General features: G+C 73.4%; 16 protein-coding genes. 6 read left to right on the top strand and 10 right to left on the bottom strand.

Annotated features, from left to right (window positions below; all coding sequences use genetic code 11):
• Nucleotides 1-81: 81 nt before the first annotated feature.
• Nucleotides 82-1,296, top strand: a complete 1,215-nt coding sequence (locus ABZ454_RS16015; RefSeq protein ID WP_356315696.1) for a geranylgeranyl reductase family protein — start codon at nucleotides 82-84, stop codon at nucleotides 1,294-1,296.
• A 420-nt stretch (nucleotides 1,297-1,716) separates the two neighbouring features.
• Here the strand turns inward: ABZ454_RS16015 and ABZ454_RS16020 are convergent, their stop codons facing one another.
• Entirely contained in the window at nucleotides 1,717-2,175 is a 459-nt protein-coding gene (locus ABZ454_RS16020) for a nitroreductase/quinone reductase family protein (protein ID WP_356315698.1), read from the bottom strand.
• 127 nt (nucleotides 2,176-2,302) lie between these two features.
• Here ABZ454_RS16020 and ABZ454_RS16025 point away from each other — a divergent pair, with 127 nt between their 5' ends.
• From ABZ454_RS16025 to ABZ454_RS16035, 3 genes are all read left to right on the top strand, one after another.
• The gene (locus ABZ454_RS16025) at nucleotides 2,303-3,028 is read left to right on the top strand and encodes a TetR/AcrR family transcriptional regulator (protein WP_359538406.1); all 726 of its coding nucleotides are present in this window, start codon (nucleotides 2,303-2,305) and stop codon (nucleotides 3,026-3,028) included.
• Between the two features lie 112 nt (nucleotides 3,029-3,140).
• Entirely contained in the window at nucleotides 3,141-4,487 is a 1,347-nt protein-coding gene (locus ABZ454_RS16030; RefSeq protein ID WP_359538408.1) for a sensor histidine kinase, read from the top strand.
• Nucleotides 4,484-5,149 carry a response regulator transcription factor gene (locus ABZ454_RS16035; protein ID WP_359538410.1) on the top strand — a complete coding sequence of 222 codons (666 nt, stop codon included), beginning with the start codon at nucleotides 4,484-4,486 and terminating at the stop codon, nucleotides 5,147-5,149. Before ABZ454_RS16030 ends, ABZ454_RS16035 begins: the two co-directional genes overlap by 4 nt.
• Here the strand turns inward: ABZ454_RS16035 and ABZ454_RS16040 are convergent.
• The 4 genes from ABZ454_RS16040 to ABZ454_RS16055 all read right to left on the bottom strand — a co-directional run bounded on the left by ABZ454_RS16040 (nucleotide 5,110) and on the right by ABZ454_RS16055 (nucleotide 7,929).
• The gene (locus ABZ454_RS16040; protein WP_356315705.1) at nucleotides 5,110-5,424 is read right to left on the bottom strand and encodes a DUF6332 family protein; all 315 of its coding nucleotides are present in this window, start codon (nucleotides 5,422-5,424) and stop codon (nucleotides 5,110-5,112) included. The genes ABZ454_RS16035 and ABZ454_RS16040 overlap by 40 nt on opposite strands.
• 63 nt (nucleotides 5,425-5,487) lie before the next feature.
• Entirely contained in the window at nucleotides 5,488-6,243 is a 756-nt protein-coding gene (locus ABZ454_RS16045) for a maleylpyruvate isomerase family mycothiol-dependent enzyme (protein WP_359538412.1), read from the bottom strand.
• Nucleotides 6,244-6,264: 21 nt separating this feature from the next.
• The gene (locus tag ABZ454_RS16050) at nucleotides 6,265-6,630 is read right to left on the bottom strand and encodes a hypothetical protein (protein WP_356315709.1); all 366 of its coding nucleotides are present in this window, start codon (nucleotides 6,628-6,630) and stop codon (nucleotides 6,265-6,267) included.
• A gap of 81 nt (nucleotides 6,631-6,711) precedes the next feature.
• Nucleotides 6,712-7,929, bottom strand: coding sequence for an MFS transporter (locus tag ABZ454_RS16055; protein WP_359538414.1), 1,218 nt, complete (start codon nucleotides 7,927-7,929; stop codon nucleotides 6,712-6,714).
• 166 nt (nucleotides 7,930-8,095) lie between these two features.
• Between ABZ454_RS16055 and ABZ454_RS16060 the strand changes: the two genes are divergently transcribed.
• On the top strand, nucleotides 8,096-9,310 hold the full coding sequence (locus tag ABZ454_RS16060) for an ROK family protein (RefSeq protein ID WP_356315714.1): 1,215 nt from the start codon (nucleotides 8,096-8,098) through the stop codon (nucleotides 9,308-9,310).
• 38 nt (nucleotides 9,311-9,348) lie between these two features.
• Here the strand turns inward: ABZ454_RS16060 and ABZ454_RS16065 are convergent, their stop codons facing one another.
• The 3 genes from ABZ454_RS16065 to ABZ454_RS16075 all read right to left on the bottom strand — a co-directional run bounded on the left by ABZ454_RS16065 (nucleotide 9,349) and on the right by ABZ454_RS16075 (nucleotide 11,553).
• Nucleotides 9,349-10,254, bottom strand: a complete 906-nt coding sequence (locus ABZ454_RS16065) for a phosphotriesterase (RefSeq protein WP_359538416.1) — start codon at nucleotides 10,252-10,254, stop codon at nucleotides 9,349-9,351.
• The gene (locus tag ABZ454_RS16070; protein ID WP_359538418.1) at nucleotides 10,248-10,829 is read right to left on the bottom strand and encodes a DUF4865 family protein; all 582 of its coding nucleotides are present in this window, start codon (nucleotides 10,827-10,829) and stop codon (nucleotides 10,248-10,250) included. Before ABZ454_RS16070 ends, ABZ454_RS16065 begins: the two co-directional genes overlap by 7 nt.
• A gap of 154 nt (nucleotides 10,830-10,983) precedes the next feature.
• Nucleotides 10,984-11,553, bottom strand: coding sequence for a TetR/AcrR family transcriptional regulator (locus tag ABZ454_RS16075; RefSeq protein ID WP_359538419.1), 570 nt, complete (start codon nucleotides 11,551-11,553; stop codon nucleotides 10,984-10,986).
• Between the two features lie 201 nt (nucleotides 11,554-11,754).
• Here ABZ454_RS16075 and ABZ454_RS16080 point away from each other — a divergent pair, with 201 nt between their 5' ends.
• Complete coding sequence (locus ABZ454_RS16080; RefSeq protein WP_359538421.1) at nucleotides 11,755-12,045, top strand: SHOCT domain-containing protein; 291 nt, start codon at nucleotides 11,755-11,757, stop codon at nucleotides 12,043-12,045.
• Nucleotides 12,046-12,355: 310 nt separating this feature from the next.
• On the opposite strand, the gene ABZ454_RS16085 is transcribed toward ABZ454_RS16080, so the two are convergent.
• Nucleotides 12,356-12,877 (bottom strand): ATP-binding protein, encoded by a 522-nt coding sequence (locus tag ABZ454_RS16085; protein WP_356315726.1) that lies wholly within the window; start codon nucleotides 12,875-12,877, stop codon nucleotides 12,356-12,358.
• 186 nt (nucleotides 12,878-13,063) lie between these two features.
• On the bottom strand, nucleotides 13,064-13,381 hold the full coding sequence (locus ABZ454_RS16090) for a hypothetical protein (RefSeq protein WP_356315728.1): 318 nt from the start codon (nucleotides 13,379-13,381) through the stop codon (nucleotides 13,064-13,066).
• Nucleotides 13,382-13,524 lie beyond the last annotated feature (143 nt).

The raw sequence follows: 13,524 nt of genomic DNA on the forward strand, positions 1-13,524 counted from the left end.
ACAGGAGGGCCTGGCCGTAACGCGCCGTAGGATGCCGGAAGCAGCTTGGGCCACTGGTCGGATCGGGAGCAGAAGCACATCGTGAGCAGCGAGAACGAAGACGCCGGACATGAGCACGAAGAGTCGTCCGTGTGGGACGTCGTCGTAGTCGGCGCCGGACCGGCGGGAGCCTCCGCGGCATATGCGGCGGCTGTCGCCGGCCGTCGGGTACTGCTCCTGGAGAAGGCGGAGCTGCCCCGTTACAAGACGTGCGGCGGCGGCATCATCGGGTATTCGCGCGATTCGCTGCCGCCCGGCTTCGAACTGCCTTTGCGGGACCGGATCCACGCGGTCACGTTCTCGCTGAACGGCAGGCTGGCACGCACCCGCCGCTCCCGGCGCATGCTCTTCGGCCTCATCAACCGTCCCGAGTTCGACGCGGGCCTGGTCGAGGAGGCCCAGAAGGCCGGTGCCGAACTCCGCACCGGGGCCGCGGTGTCGCGGGTGGAGCAGCACGGGGCCGCGGTGCCCGACCGGCGCACGGTCGCGGTCGTGCTGTCCAGCGGCGAGACCGTCCTGGCCCGCGCGGTCGTGGGTGCGGACGGCAGCGCCGGGCGGATAGGAGCACATGTCGGGGTGAAGCTCGACCAGGTGGATCTCGGTCTGGAGGCCGAGATCCCCGTGCCGGAGACCGTCGCGGAGGACTGGGCGGGCCGGGTGCTGATCGACTGGGGCCCCATGCCGGGGAGTTACGGCTGGGTCTTCCCCAAGGGGGACACCCTGACGGTCGGTGTGATCTCGGCGCGCGGCGACGGCGGGGGCACCAAGCGGTACCTGGAGGACTTCATCGCGCGGCTCGGCCTGGCCGGCTTCGAGCCGAAGATCTCCTCCGGTCATCTGACGCGCTGCCGCAGCGACGACTCGCCGCTCTCGCGCGGCCGGGTGCTCGTATGCGGGGACGCGGCCGGGCTGCTGGAGCCGTGGACCCGTGAGGGCATCTCGTTCGCGCTGCGTTCGGGACGCCTCGCCGGCGAGTGGGCGGTGCGGGTGGCCGAGGCGCACGACGCGGTGGACGCCCGCCGCCAGGCGCTCAACTACGCGTTCGCGATCAAGGCCGGCCTCGGCGTCGAGATGAGCGTGGGACGGCGCATGCTGAAGCTCTTCGAGCGGCGCCCGGGCATGCTGCACGCGGTGCTGACGGGCTTCCGTCCCGCGTGGAACGCGTTCGCGGGCATCACCCGGGGGACGACCTCGCTGGCCGAACTGGTCCGCTCGCACCCACTGGCGCAGCGGGCGCTGTCGGCGATGGACCGCTGAGGGCCCGCACGGCATCAGAGGTCCGGCCGGATCGGGACGGTACGGCGATCCGGCCTCGGCTCCCTGCTCGACGGTGATCCGGGCAGGTCGGGGTTCGAACAGGGTCAGGGTGCGACCGCGATCCGGCCCTTGGCTCCCTGCTCGACGGTGATCCGGACCGGGTCAGGGTGCGACGGCGATCCGGCCTTGCGGGGGCCCGCCCGGCGACGATGGGGCCGGGATCAGTGCTCGGCGCGGGCGCTCCGGCCTCCCGCCAGCGCGTCGGCGGCGATCCGTCCACGAGTCGGTGCTCGACCCGCCGATCCGGAGATCCGGAGATCCGGCGATCCGGCGATCCGGCCAAGGGGACCAGCGCCCCCAGGGCTCCACGGGGCGATCCGGCCGCAGGTCCCTGCTCGACGCGGTTGTTCCGCCCGCGAGTCAGCGCTCGACGGTGATCCGGAAGACGGGGTGGTCGGGGCAGGCCGCCAGCAGTTCGGCGTCCGTGGACTTGACCGTGATCCCGTTGAAGTACTGGTTGACCTCCCAGCCCCACCGCTCCAGATAGGCGCGGACGACGATCACCTTGTGCTCGTCGTCCGCGATCTCCACGGCCGTGAAGGCGCGGGTCCTGCGGCCCACCCGCAGCTCGCCGCCGCCCGCGGCCCGCATATTGCGTACCCACTGCGAGTGCCCCCGTGCGGAGACGAGGTACTGCACTCCCTCGTAGGTGTGCGGGTTCACGGGGATGCGCTGGAGCTGTCCGCTCTTACGGCCCCGCACCGACATCTCCTGCGTCCCGAGCAGACTGACGCCGTGCCGCGCCAGCCAGCCGATGGCGCTGTTCATCCGGATGGCGAACGGGCTGCCCTGAAGGTAGTACGGCTGCGCCTGCGACATGGGGACCCCCACCATTTGGGAGAGCGGTGCTCTCGCTTGAGATCAGTGTGCACGGAATCGGCGCTCAAAAGCAAGAGCACTGCTCTCGTTGTTGGTCGGTGCTCCCATGCGTGGCAGACTGGCCGTCATGAGCGCTATCCGGGGAGCCAGGGAACGGGCCCGCATCGAGGTCACCGCCGCCATCAAGGACGAGGCGAGGAAACAGCTCGCGGCCGAAGGCGCGGCGAAGCTCTCGCTGCGTGCCGTGGCGCGCGAACTCGGCATGGTGTCCTCCGCGCTCTACCGCTACTTCCCGAGCCGCGACGAACTGCTCACCGCCCTGATCGTCGACGCGTACGACTCCGTCGGCGAAGCCGCCGAGCGTGCGCACCGGGCCGCCGCTGCCGAGGCCGCCGGGCAAGCCCACCGGCCCGCCGCCCATCTGGCCCGCTGGGCGGCGGTCGCGTGCGCCGTACGGGACTGGGCCCTGGCGCACCCCCATGAGTACGCGCTCATCTACGGCTCGCCGGTGCCCGGCTACACCGCACCCCAGGCCACCGTCGGCCCCGCGTCCCGGGTCGGTCTCCTCCTCGTCGCCGTCGTCGAGGACGCGCACCGCGAGGAGGGGCTCGCGCTGCCGCCGCTCGCCGAGGAGCTGCGTCCCGAGGCCGAACGGCTCGCCGCCGACATCGCCCCGGGTCTGCCGCCGGCGGTCGCCGCGCCGCTCGTCGCCGCGTGGGCACAGCTCTTCGGGCTGCTGTCGTTCGAGATCTTCGGCCAGTTCAACCGCGTGGTGGAGGCCCGCGAGGTCTTCTTCCGCCAGGCCGTGACGGAGCTGGCCCGCACCGTCGGGCTCCTCGGAGGCCGGCGGTAGGCCCGGTGAGCGGTGCCTGAGCCGGCCCGTTCGCCGTACTCCCCAGGGAGTACGGGGGATCACCACGCCCGGCGGACGCCGGGGCGCGGGCGCGCGGTCTAGCGTGGCCGGCATGGAAGAGCGGCGCGCGGAGGCAGACGGCGGTCCCGCCGGGGACCAGGGCGGACCGTCACGTCGACGGGCCTGGGCGCGCGTCGGGCCGGGCCGACCGGCCGGCTCCCGCGGCCCGTGGGGATCGCGGAACGGCAAAGAGCCGCCGCGCTGGCTGACGGGCGACCGGGGGCGGCCCGCCGGCCGGCTGCCCTGGGCGTCCACGATCCTGCTCGGCGTCGTCGTCCTGGCCGGCTCTGCCTTCGCGGCCCGCGGGCAGCTGGACGAGAAGGTCCCGCTCGACCTCTTCGCGCGCCTGCTCCTCATCGCCGCCGTGGCGGTCCTCCTCTTCCGCCACCGGCACCCCGTCGTCGCCGTCTTCGGCGCCTCGGCCGCGGCGACGGTCTATCTCGGGGCCGGCTACCCGTACGGCCCGGTCTTCCTGGCCGTCGCCGTCGGCTGCTTCAGTGCCGTCGTGGCCGGACACCGGCGGGCCGCGTGGTCGGCGGTCGCCCTGGTGTGGGTGGGCCACCTCGTGGTGGCGCACTGGCTCTACCGCTGGCTGCCTCCCGACGGCGACGCCGCGCGGCCCTGGGGGCAGGAGTTGGGCGTCGCCGCCTGGGTAGTGGCCATCATCGTGGCCGCCGAGTTCGTCCGCGTACGCCGTGAGCAGTGGGCCGCTCAGCGGGTCGAGCGGGAACGCGCGGAGAAGCGGCGGGCCGACGAGGAGCGGCTGCGAATGGCCCGTGAGCTCCATGACGTCCTCGCGCACAGCATCTCCGTCATCAACGTCCAGGCAGGTGTCGGACTCGCCCTGCTCGACACCGATCCCGAGCAGGCCCGCACCGCCCTCACCACCATCAAGGCCGCCAGCAGGGAGGCGCTCGGCGAGGTGCGACAGGTCCTGGACACCCTCCGTACGCCCGGTGACGCCCCCCGGGCTCCGGCCCCCGGACTCGACCGGCTTCCCGAGCTGGTCGAACAGGCCGCGAGCGCCGGACTGACCGTCACCGTCGTAACCGACGGCGTACGCGGGGCCGTGCCGCCCGGCGCGGACCTGGCCGCGTTCCGGATCGTCCAGGAGGCGCTGACCAATGTGGTGCGGCATTCCGGTTCGCGTACGGCTGAGGTCCGGGTCGGTTACGGGCCGGACCGCATCACGCTCCGGATCGACGACGAGGGTCCCGCGACCGGCACGGACGCCGGGGGCAGCGGCAACGGACTGGCCGGGATGCGGGAGCGGGCGGTGGCTCTGGGTGGCACGATCGAGGCGGGGACCCGGCCCGACGGCGGCTTCCGGGTACGGGCCGCACTTCCGCTGCCGGCCGGCGGGCCGGGCGGCGCGGCGCACGAGGAGGAGACACCGTGATGCGCGTACTGCTCGCCGATGACCAGTCGCTGGTCCGGGCGGGGTTCCGGGCCCTGCTGGACGCCCAGCCGGACATCGAGGTGGCGGGCGAGGCGTCGGACGGGGAGGAGGCCGTCCGGCTGGTGCGTGAACTGCGCCCGGACGTCGTGCTGATGGACATCCGGATGCCGCGTCTCGACGGCCTCGCCGCGACCCGCGCCGTCACCGGGGACCCCGCGCTGGACGAGGTGAAGGTGATCATGCTCACCACCTTCGAACTCGATGAGTACGTCTTCGAGGCGATCCGCTCCGGAGCCTCCGGTTTCCTGGTCAAGGACACCGAACCGGAAGAGCTGCTGCGGGCCGTCAGGGCGGTGGTCGGCGGGGACGCGCTGCTGTCGCCGAGTGTCACGCGCCGGCTGATCGCCGAGTTCGCGGCGCGGTCCAAGGAGCCCGCCGCGGCGACCGGGCTGAGCGCGCTGACCGATCGGGAAAGGGAGGTGATGGCGCTGGTCGGCATCGGCCTGTCCAACGAGGAGATCGCCCGCCGTCTCGTCGTCAGCCCGCTCACCGCCAAGACCCACGTCAGCCGGACCATGGTGAAGCTCGGCGCCCGCGACCGGGCCCAACTGGTCGTGCTGGCCTACGAGTCGGGGCTGGTGCGGCCGGGCTGGCTGGGCTGATCGGGCAGTACGGGGCCGTGCCTGCCGACCTCGCGCTCGGTGTCGCGGCGCCTGAACCGCCCCAGCACGTCGACGACGCGGCCGATGAAGACCAGTACGGCCACGGCGGCCGCGGCCACGAGCAGCCCGGGGCTCACACCGCCGCCCGGCGCCAGGAGGAGGACGGGGGCGCAGACCGTGGCGAACGCGGCCGCCGCCAGCAGGCCGCCCGTCACCACGGCGAAGCCGATCTCGACGGTCATGGCGTCCCGGTCCGCCTGGCTTCGGTGTCCCATGTCCGAAGTGTCACAGGTGCGGTGGCGGGCGGACAAGCCCGCCCGCCGCGTGTCCCCGCGGTCTCAGGACCAGGTGACCGAGGAGTTCTCCCGCCACACCCGGGCGAGGTCCGGGTCGCCCGTCACCGTGAGAGCCGTGAGCGGCCGCCGGTTCCAGAGCGTGAGGTAGAGCTCCTGGGCCGAGGCGCTCAACTCGCAGTCGACGGGCGGCAGCCCGGACGGCACCGCCTCGCGCACGGCTGCCGGCGGCTCGGCGGACAGCCGTACGGTCCACACGGTGCCGGTGTCCGTCGCCCGCACGCGCAACGTGCGCGGTACGTCGGTTCGCACCCGGCTCTTGGGACGGGCGTGGAAACCGGTGAGCAGCTCGTCGATGCCGTCCACCGCGTGGCCGGACGCGACGGGGGAAAGGGGTCCGCCGCGCGCAGACTCGGCGTCCACCCGGTGGATCGTCGTCTCGTGGGCCTGTCGTCGCGCCCAGAAGGCCAGGGGCGACGGCGCCGCGAAGAAGGCCCAGCAGTCCAGGTCCTCCGGTGCGCGCTCCAACGCCTCCACCAGATGCCGGTGCCCGGCGCGGAACCGGTCGAGCAGCGCGGGCCCGTCCAGGTCCGGCTCCCCGGCGTCGGGGACGTAGGCGGTGTGGCCCTCGGTCACGAAGGCGGCCGCCCAGGTGTGGACCATCGCGGTGTGCCTGAGCAGGTCACGCACCTGCCAGCCAGGACAGGTCGGCACCGGCGCCCCGGCCCCCGCCTGCTCGGCCGCGTCCGCCAGCAACCCGCCCTCGGCGGCCAGGCACTGTATGTGCTCCGTGATCTTCATGGCAGGGATTGTGCCAGGGGATCAGGCGCCCTGGGGGCGGGCCTGACGGGACCGGCCGCCGCGCAGCACACGTACGAACCAGCCCAGGGCGAGCGACTGCACCAGCACGGACACCACCAGGGCCACGTACAGGAACCAGGCGGGCCCCGCCGTCTCCGCGCCCCACGTGGCACTGCCGGCCAGGAAGACGAAGACGGTCGGCGCCGCCAGGAGGAACAGCCACACCCCGGCGAACGAGGCGTCCTCGTGGGAGACGAACACCGTGTCCACGGTGACGAACACGGCGGTCGCCGCCACCGCGCCGAGGTAGATCAGGGATGCGGCGTTCCCGAAGGTGAGCCGTGCGAGCGCGCGGACGTGCTGCCTGGTCAGGACCGGCTTGTTCATGGTGTGCTCCCCGTCGGATGGCCTACGTCTTCATCCTGCGTCGGGAGAACCGTTCCTGCCTGAGTACCGCTACTCACTCGATCATGTGTACGCGGCCTTGCGTGCGCCGTACCCCAGTGCCGCCGCGGCCAGGGCCAGCAGCGCCACCGTGGTCAGGGCCACGGGCAGGGAGAACCAGTCGGCCAGGAAGCCGATCGCCGGCGGTCCGAGGAGCATGCCGCCGTAGCCGAGTGTCGAGGCGGCGGCCACTCCGCCGGGACCGGCCAGCTCGCCGGCCCTGCCGACCGCCACCGGGAAGATGTTGGCCAGGCCGAGTCCGGTGACGGCGAAGCCGAGGAGGGCGAGCCAGGTGGCCGGGGCGAGTGAGCCGATCAGCATCCCGGCTGCCGCGGTGGTGCCGCCGGCGACCAGGGTGCGGGTCTGTCCGAGCCGTTCGAGCAGTGCCGTGCCGGTGAGCCGGCCCACCGTCATGAAGAGCGCGAACAGTGAGTATCCGGCTGCCGCCACCCCGGGGTGGGCGTGCAGGTCCTGTTCCAGGTGGAGGGCGCCCCAGTCGGCCAGGGCGCCTTCGCCGTACGCGGTGCAGAGCGCGATCACGCCGAACAGGGCCACCACGCGGCGCGCCCGTCCGCTCAGGCGCTGGGGACCCTCGCCGCCGCCGGCCGGCGTGGAAAGGGGCGTGCGCGACGGGTGGCGCAGCAGGACCGGTCCCGCGCAGGCCGTGACGAGCAGTCCGATTCCGGTCAGCCAGAGCAGATGCGCGGAGGGTGTGAGGCTGCCCGCGACGAGACCGCCCAGTCCGGCGCCGATCATGCCGCCGAGGCTGAACGCCGCGTGGAAGCTGGGCATGACGGGACGGCGCAGATCGGCGACCAGGTCCACTGCCGCGCTGTTCATGGCCACGTTCGTCCCGCCGTACGCGGCGCCGAACGCCAGCAGCACCAGCCCGAGGGAGAGTGCTGAATGGGTGCGGGCGGGCAGGGCGATGCTGAGCGACAGCAGGACGCTACAGACCACGGTGACCGGATGGCTGCCGAAACGGCGGCAGAGCCGGCCGGTCAGCATCATGGTGATCACGGCGCCGGCGGATACGCCGAGAAGTGCGAGGCCGAGGGTGGAGGCCGAGGCGCCGGTCTGCTGCTTGATGGCGGGGATGCGGACCACCCAGCCGGCGAACAGGAACCCGTCGAGGGCGAAGAACACGGTCAGCGCGGTGCGGAGGCGTGTCGACGAAGGTGGGGCGGTGTTGCCGCCCGGTCCCCCCGGCAGTGCCGTCCGCAGTTTGTTTAGTTGCGGCACAAACTCACCATAGAGTCCCGTGGGCAACGGGCGCAAGAGGGCCGCCCGCGCGGGACGGATGCCGTACCGCGGTCGGCGGTTCCGGGCCGCCCGGCGGGGCGGCGCGGGGGAGAAGCCGGACACCACGGCGTCCGCATCGCCTCCGGATCATGGGAGACTCGCCCCCATGAACGGCAAGGGGACCACCACCCGGACGAAGTTGGAGAGGGGCCGCAGCGCGCTCGGGCCCGCGCTGGAACTGGTCCACACCGGACGCGCGCCCACCCGCGCCGTCCTCACCTCCGAGCTGGGTGTCACCCGTGCCACCGCCGGCGCGGTCGCCGCGGAACTGGAGGCGCTCGGCCTGATCCAGGTCGACTCCAGCCCCGGCTCGGCCGCCGGCTCGCAGGGCCGGCCCTCGCACCGGCTGGCCGTGCGCGAGTCCGGTCCGGTGGCACTCGCCGCCCAGGTGCACTCGGACGGGTTCCGCGCCGCGCTGGTCGGGCTCGGCGGCCGGCTCGTCGCGACCGTCCCCGGCTGCGTCACCATCACCGCCGATCCCGCGCAGGTCATCGGCGAAGTCGTGGACGACTGCGCGCGATTGCTGCGCGACAGTGGCCTGCGCTGCGTCGGGGCGGGCCTCGCGGTGCCCTCCGCGGTCGCCGAGCCGGACGGCACCGCCCTCAACCCGCTCCACATCGCCTGGCCCGCCGGCGCCCCGGTCCGCGAGATCTTCGCCACGTGCGTCCGCGAAGCGGGCATCACCGGACCGGCGTTCACCGGGAACGACGTGAACCTGGCCGCACTCGCGGAGCACCGTCACGGGGCGGGACGCGGGGCCCAGCACCTGCTGTGCGTCGCCACCGGCCACCGTGGCGTCGGCGGCGCGCTCGTCCTGGACGGCCGTCTGCACACCGGGAGTTCCGGACTCGCCCTGGAGGTCGGTCATCTCACCGTCAACCCCGAGGGCCGCCCCTGCCACTGCGGCGGCCGCGGCTGCCTCGACGTCGAGACCGACCCGCTCGCCTTCCTGACCGCCGCCGGACGCGCACCCGGCCCCGAGGAGTCGCTGCTCAAGCAGTCCGGGGACCTGCTGCGCAACGAGTACGGTGACGCGGCGGTGCGCAACGCGGCGGAGGAACTGATCGACCGGCTGGGCCTCGGGCTCGCCGGGCTCGTCAACATCCTCAACCCGGACCGCATCATCCTCGGCGGTCTGCACCGCGCCCTGCTGGACGCCGACCCGGAACGGCTGCGCGCGGTGGTCGCGGACCGCAGCCTGTGGGGGCGCAGCGGCAGCGTGCCGATCCTGCCCTGCACCCTCGACCACAACAGCCTGGTGGGGGCGGCGGAGCTGGCCTGGCAGCCGGTGCTGGACGACCCGCTCGGCGCGCTCACCTGAGGATGGCGCCGGCCCGCGCCGAGGCCGCGCGCCCGCCCTCAGCCGGCCTTCGTCGGCGCCTCGAACGCGAACGCCCGCGCCGGGTTGGCGACCAGCATGCCCTCCACGGTCTTCGCTCCCAGCACCTCGGCCAGCCGGGGACGCAGCCGGTGCAGCAGATGCGGCATGCCCGGCGTCTCCGGCACGGTGGTGTCGCCGCCCAGCAGCAACTGCCCGCCGAACCCGGCCTCGGCCAGCGCCGCGAGTTCCTCCGGGAGCCGCCAGTCCGTCGCGTGGTGGGCGCGCGACGGACCGTCGAACGCGAGGAACGCCCCGGCCCGCGCCACCTCCCGCTGCTGGGCGCCGTCCGGGGAACGGCCGAGATGACCGAGGATCACCCGGTGCGGCGGCACACCCCCGTGGCCGCACAGCAGGTCGAGCACGTCCGAAGCGGCCGTGCCCAGCTCCAGATGGACGGCGATCGGCGCGCCCGTGCGGTGGTGTGCCTCGGCCGCCGCCGTCATGGTGAGCCGGGCGTGGGCGTCGACCGTGTGGAAGGCGCCGGCCACCTTGATCAGGCCCGCCCGCACCGGCGTCGAACCGATCCCGTCGGTCAGCTCCGAGACGAACAGTGAGGCGAGATCGTCCCGGATGCGGTCGAGCAGGGCGGCCGGGTAGTGCACGGCCTGGTGCAGACCCGTCGCCGCCACCACGTGCGTACCCGTCGAGCGGGACAGCTCGGCCAGCGCATCGGCCCGGCGCCCCATGCCGTACGGCGTCCACTGCACCACGGACCGGCCGCCGAACCCGGCGAAGGCCCGCAGCCGTCCGGCCGCCGCCACCGGGTCGTCGAGCTCCTGGCCCGGCAGCACGGGACTGCGCAGGAAGAGGTGGTCGTGGGCGTCGCACACACCGAGCTCCCGCGCGGGGATGTCCCCGAGGACGGTGCGGACCGCGGCTACCACCGGCGTCCCTCCCCGAGCTGTTCGCGCTCCGGCCGGCTGAGGTGGAGCACCTCGTAGCGGTCGCCGGCCTCCTGCGGCGCCGGGTGGTCCCAGAGCGTGAAGTGGAGCAGTTCCCCGTGACGGGGATCGGCCGCCAGCGCCGTGGCGACCGCGCCGGGCGCCTTCGCGAGCCGCCGGCTCTCCTCCAGCGCGGCCCCGACCGCGTCCGCCGGAGTGGCCGAGGGCGCTACGGGCGAGCGCAGGCGGGTGGCCGAGCGGGGGAGTGCGGCCGGGGAAGGGCCCTCCGCGTAGGACAGGCCGGTCCAGTGCTGCACTTCGGGGCGCCCGAAGTCCTGCACGATGCCGTGGAATCCGGGGCCCCGGAGAAAGGAGTTCATGCCCTCGGGCGTGGTCCACAGGTAGAGCGGCGCGTACTGGTTGACCGGCGAGTCCTCGCCGCGCTCCCGCATCAGGTACGCCTTGAGGCCGAGCCCCGGGAAGGCGTCCATGAGATGGCCCCTCGTCGCCACCCGGTCACGGATGATGCCCATGTGGTAGTCGGCGGGCAGGGTGATCTCGTACTGCATGACGTGCACGGTGCGCTCCTCAGGCTGCCGGGTACTCGGGGACACGGGCGTCGGAGTGCCGGCGGATGGTGCTGCCGTCCGCGCTCCTGGTGATGCGCATGCGCGAGGTGCTCCTGGGGGTGGGGGACGTACGGACGCAGGTCAGGCGGCGTACGGCGGAAGGTCAGGCGGCGTCGGTAGGCGGCGCGAGGAGCGCCAGCAGGCCGCGGGCGGCCGCGTCGAACGCGTCCGTCGAGCCCGAGGCGCGGGCCAGCACATAGCCGCCCTGTACGGTCGCGACGACCGCCGCCGCGATGTCCTCGGGTACCAGGGAGCGGTCGAACTCGCCCCGGTCCAGGCCCTCCTGCACGATCGCGGTGAGCCGCCCGCGGAGCCAGGCGATCGTCTCGTCGACGGGAGCCCGCAGTTCGTCGCTCGCGATGACCTCCGGATCCATCGTCAGCCGCCCCACCGGGCAGCCGCGCAGCACGTCGCGCTCGCGCAGCAGGTAGCCCGAGATCCGCTCGTACGCCGACCCGGGCGCGTCCAGCACCCGGCCCGCGGTCCCGCGCAGCTCCTCGGCCGTGCGGCGGATGGCCGTCAGCGCCAGGTCCGGTTTTCCGGCGAAGTGGTGGTACATGCTGCCCTGACCGGCGCCGGCGTGCTGCTGGATGGCCTTGGGGCTGGTGCCCACGTAGCCGCGCTCCCACAGGAGCTCCCTGGTGGCTTCGATCAGGCGGTCCGATGCGCTCATGCGGGTACTGTACATACCAGTAGGTACAGAATCCAGACCCTGGGGCCCGGCGGCCCGGAGCAGCCGTGGGGGCCGCCGTCTACTCCCGGTGCGGTACGCGCACCGCCGCCGGCCGTACGACGACGCGGACCCCCCTCCGGAGACAGGCTCGGTAGTGACAGAAAGAGTGCAGCCGCACCGCGAACCGAGGAGCTGACCGAGATGAACACCCTGGCCTTCGACGGCGGACCCGGACCGTGGGTCCTCCTCTTCCCGCTCGTCTGGGCGGCCGTCGTCATCACCGTCGTCACCCTCCTGCGACGCACCGCGTGGCGGGGCCGGCGCGGCCCGTGGCAGGTTCGTGCCGAGCGGAACGGCCCCGCCGAGACGTCACCGATCACCTTGCTCGGGCGGCGCTTCGCCGCCGGGGAGATTGACGAGGACGAGTACTGGCGCCGCCTCTCCGTCCTCGACGAGCAGTTCGGCACCCTCGGCAAGGGCGGTGCGCCATGACCGCCATCGCACCCGTCATCTCCACCACGACCGGTCATCGGTCACTCTGAGGAGCCGTCCCCGGCCCGTGGCGGATCAGCGCACGGCGGCGGATGCGGTACATCGCACGACGCGGAAGCGCCCGCACACCGGAGGGGTGCGGGCGCTCCGACGGCGGAGGGGGTTCCGTGCCACCGGGCCGCGGGGACGTCCTGGCTTCTGCCGTGCGTCCGCCCTGGACGACGGGACGGTCCTCGGCGGCACGGCCGGACGGTCCTCGGCGGCACGGCGGGGTGGGCCCCCTTCCGGCGGGACCGCTGCCACCGCGTCGTCAGCCGACGACCACCGACCGGGCCACCGAGGGGGACACGCCTTCCGGCGCCGTGAGGCCGTTCAGGTCGAACGGTCCGTCGGTCGTCGCCCCGTACAGCGCGTGCGGTGGCTGCGTGGCGAACAGGGAGGGGGTGGGAAGGGTGAACCAGACCACCTTTCCCGCACCGCCCCGGGGACGGACGCCCCAGCTCTCGCTGACCGCGGCGATCAGTGCGAGTCCGCGCCCCGACGTACTGGAGTCACCGGCCTCGCGCACGGTCGGCAGCCGTGGGTCGTGGTCATGGACGGACACCGTCAGCCGGTCGAGCAGCAGCTCGACCTCGACGGTGCATGACTTGTCCGGCTGTGCGTGCCGGTGGACGTTGGTCAGCAGTTCTGTGACGCCGAGCGCCGCCGGGTCGATCAGGGGATCGAGATGCCAGTAGCGCAACTGCGCCGAGATGATTCTGCGGACCTGACCGATCCGCGACGGCAGGGCCTGGAGCTCCACCGTGCAGTGCCTGCTTGGCTCGCTGATCACGGCTGCGACTCCCCGAAGTAGGTCCGGAAGAAGACGGAGGAACGGATCCAGCAGATGGCTGGCTGGTGATTCCGGCCGGCGGCCTGGATCACAGTGTCACCGCCGGTGAACCATGAGTGACGTGTACCCAATGTCGCCCAGCCGTCACGGCTCCGCAACTCGCGGTGTCCCCGCCGCGCCGCTCCGTCAGCGCCGCCGCCCGCCCGCCCGCTGCACGGCTTCGAGGAAGCGGCGCGCAGGGGTGGGGTCATCGGGCTTGTCGCGACGCCGGGGCATCGTCAGCCGGTACCGCGTCCCGTTCACCCGCGCCACCGTCGCGTCCTTGCCCGCGAACCACGGCCGGCCCGCGCTCACCGTCCCCGCCGGCGCGCTGTCGATCTCCCGGCCGTAGCTGGTGAGCAGGGCCACCCGGCCGTCCTTCACGGTCACCTGTCCGGCCCGGCTGAGCGAACGCGCCCACCGTTCGATGCGTACGCCCGTCTCACTGAACTCGGTTTCGCGCACGGCCCCTTCGCCCCCTTCATCACACCCCTGACAGGAAGTGTGCACACCCAGGGGCATGTGCACCAGAGTGGAACGGGACCGAAGGTCCGTTCCCCCACGCGGGGGTCCGTCCGCCGGTGCCGCCCACGACGCCAAGGCAGTGC

Origin of the sequence: Streptomyces sp. NPDC005803 (assembly GCF_040630435.1) — a bacterium.
Taxonomy (GTDB): Bacteria; Actinomycetota; Actinomycetes; order Streptomycetales; family Streptomycetaceae; genus Streptomyces.

What these genes read in the sequence shown, in the direction of transcription:
- ABZ454_RS16050 (WP_356315709.1), bottom strand. Translation starts at nt 6,630, where the DNA reads ATGAACAAGCCGGTCCTGACCAGGCAGCACGTCCGCGCGCTCGCACGG.
- ABZ454_RS16020 (WP_356315698.1), bottom strand. Translation starts at nt 2,175, where the DNA reads ATGTCGCAGGCGCAGCCGTACTACCTTCAGGGCAGCCCGTTCGCCATC.
- ABZ454_RS16030 (WP_359538408.1), top strand. Translation starts at nt 3,141, where the DNA reads ATGGAAGAGCGGCGCGCGGAGGCAGACGGCGGTCCCGCCGGGGACCAG.
- ABZ454_RS16075 (WP_359538419.1), bottom strand. Translation starts at nt 11,553, where the DNA reads ATGAGCGCATCGGACCGCCTGATCGAAGCCACCAGGGAGCTCCTGTGG.
- ABZ454_RS16025 (WP_359538406.1), top strand. Translation starts at nt 2,303, where the DNA reads ATGAGCGCTATCCGGGGAGCCAGGGAACGGGCCCGCATCGAGGTCACC.
- ABZ454_RS16060 (WP_356315714.1), top strand. Translation starts at nt 8,096, where the DNA reads ATGAACGGCAAGGGGACCACCACCCGGACGAAGTTGGAGAGGGGCCGC.
- ABZ454_RS16040 (WP_356315705.1), bottom strand. Translation starts at nt 5,424, where the DNA reads ATGGGACACCGAAGCCAGGCGGACCGGGACGCCATGACCGTCGAGATC.
- ABZ454_RS16080 (WP_359538421.1), top strand. Translation starts at nt 11,755, where the DNA reads ATGAACACCCTGGCCTTCGACGGCGGACCCGGACCGTGGGTCCTCCTC.
- ABZ454_RS16045 (WP_359538412.1), bottom strand. Translation starts at nt 6,243, where the DNA reads ATGAAGATCACGGAGCACATACAGTGCCTGGCCGCCGAGGGCGGGTTG.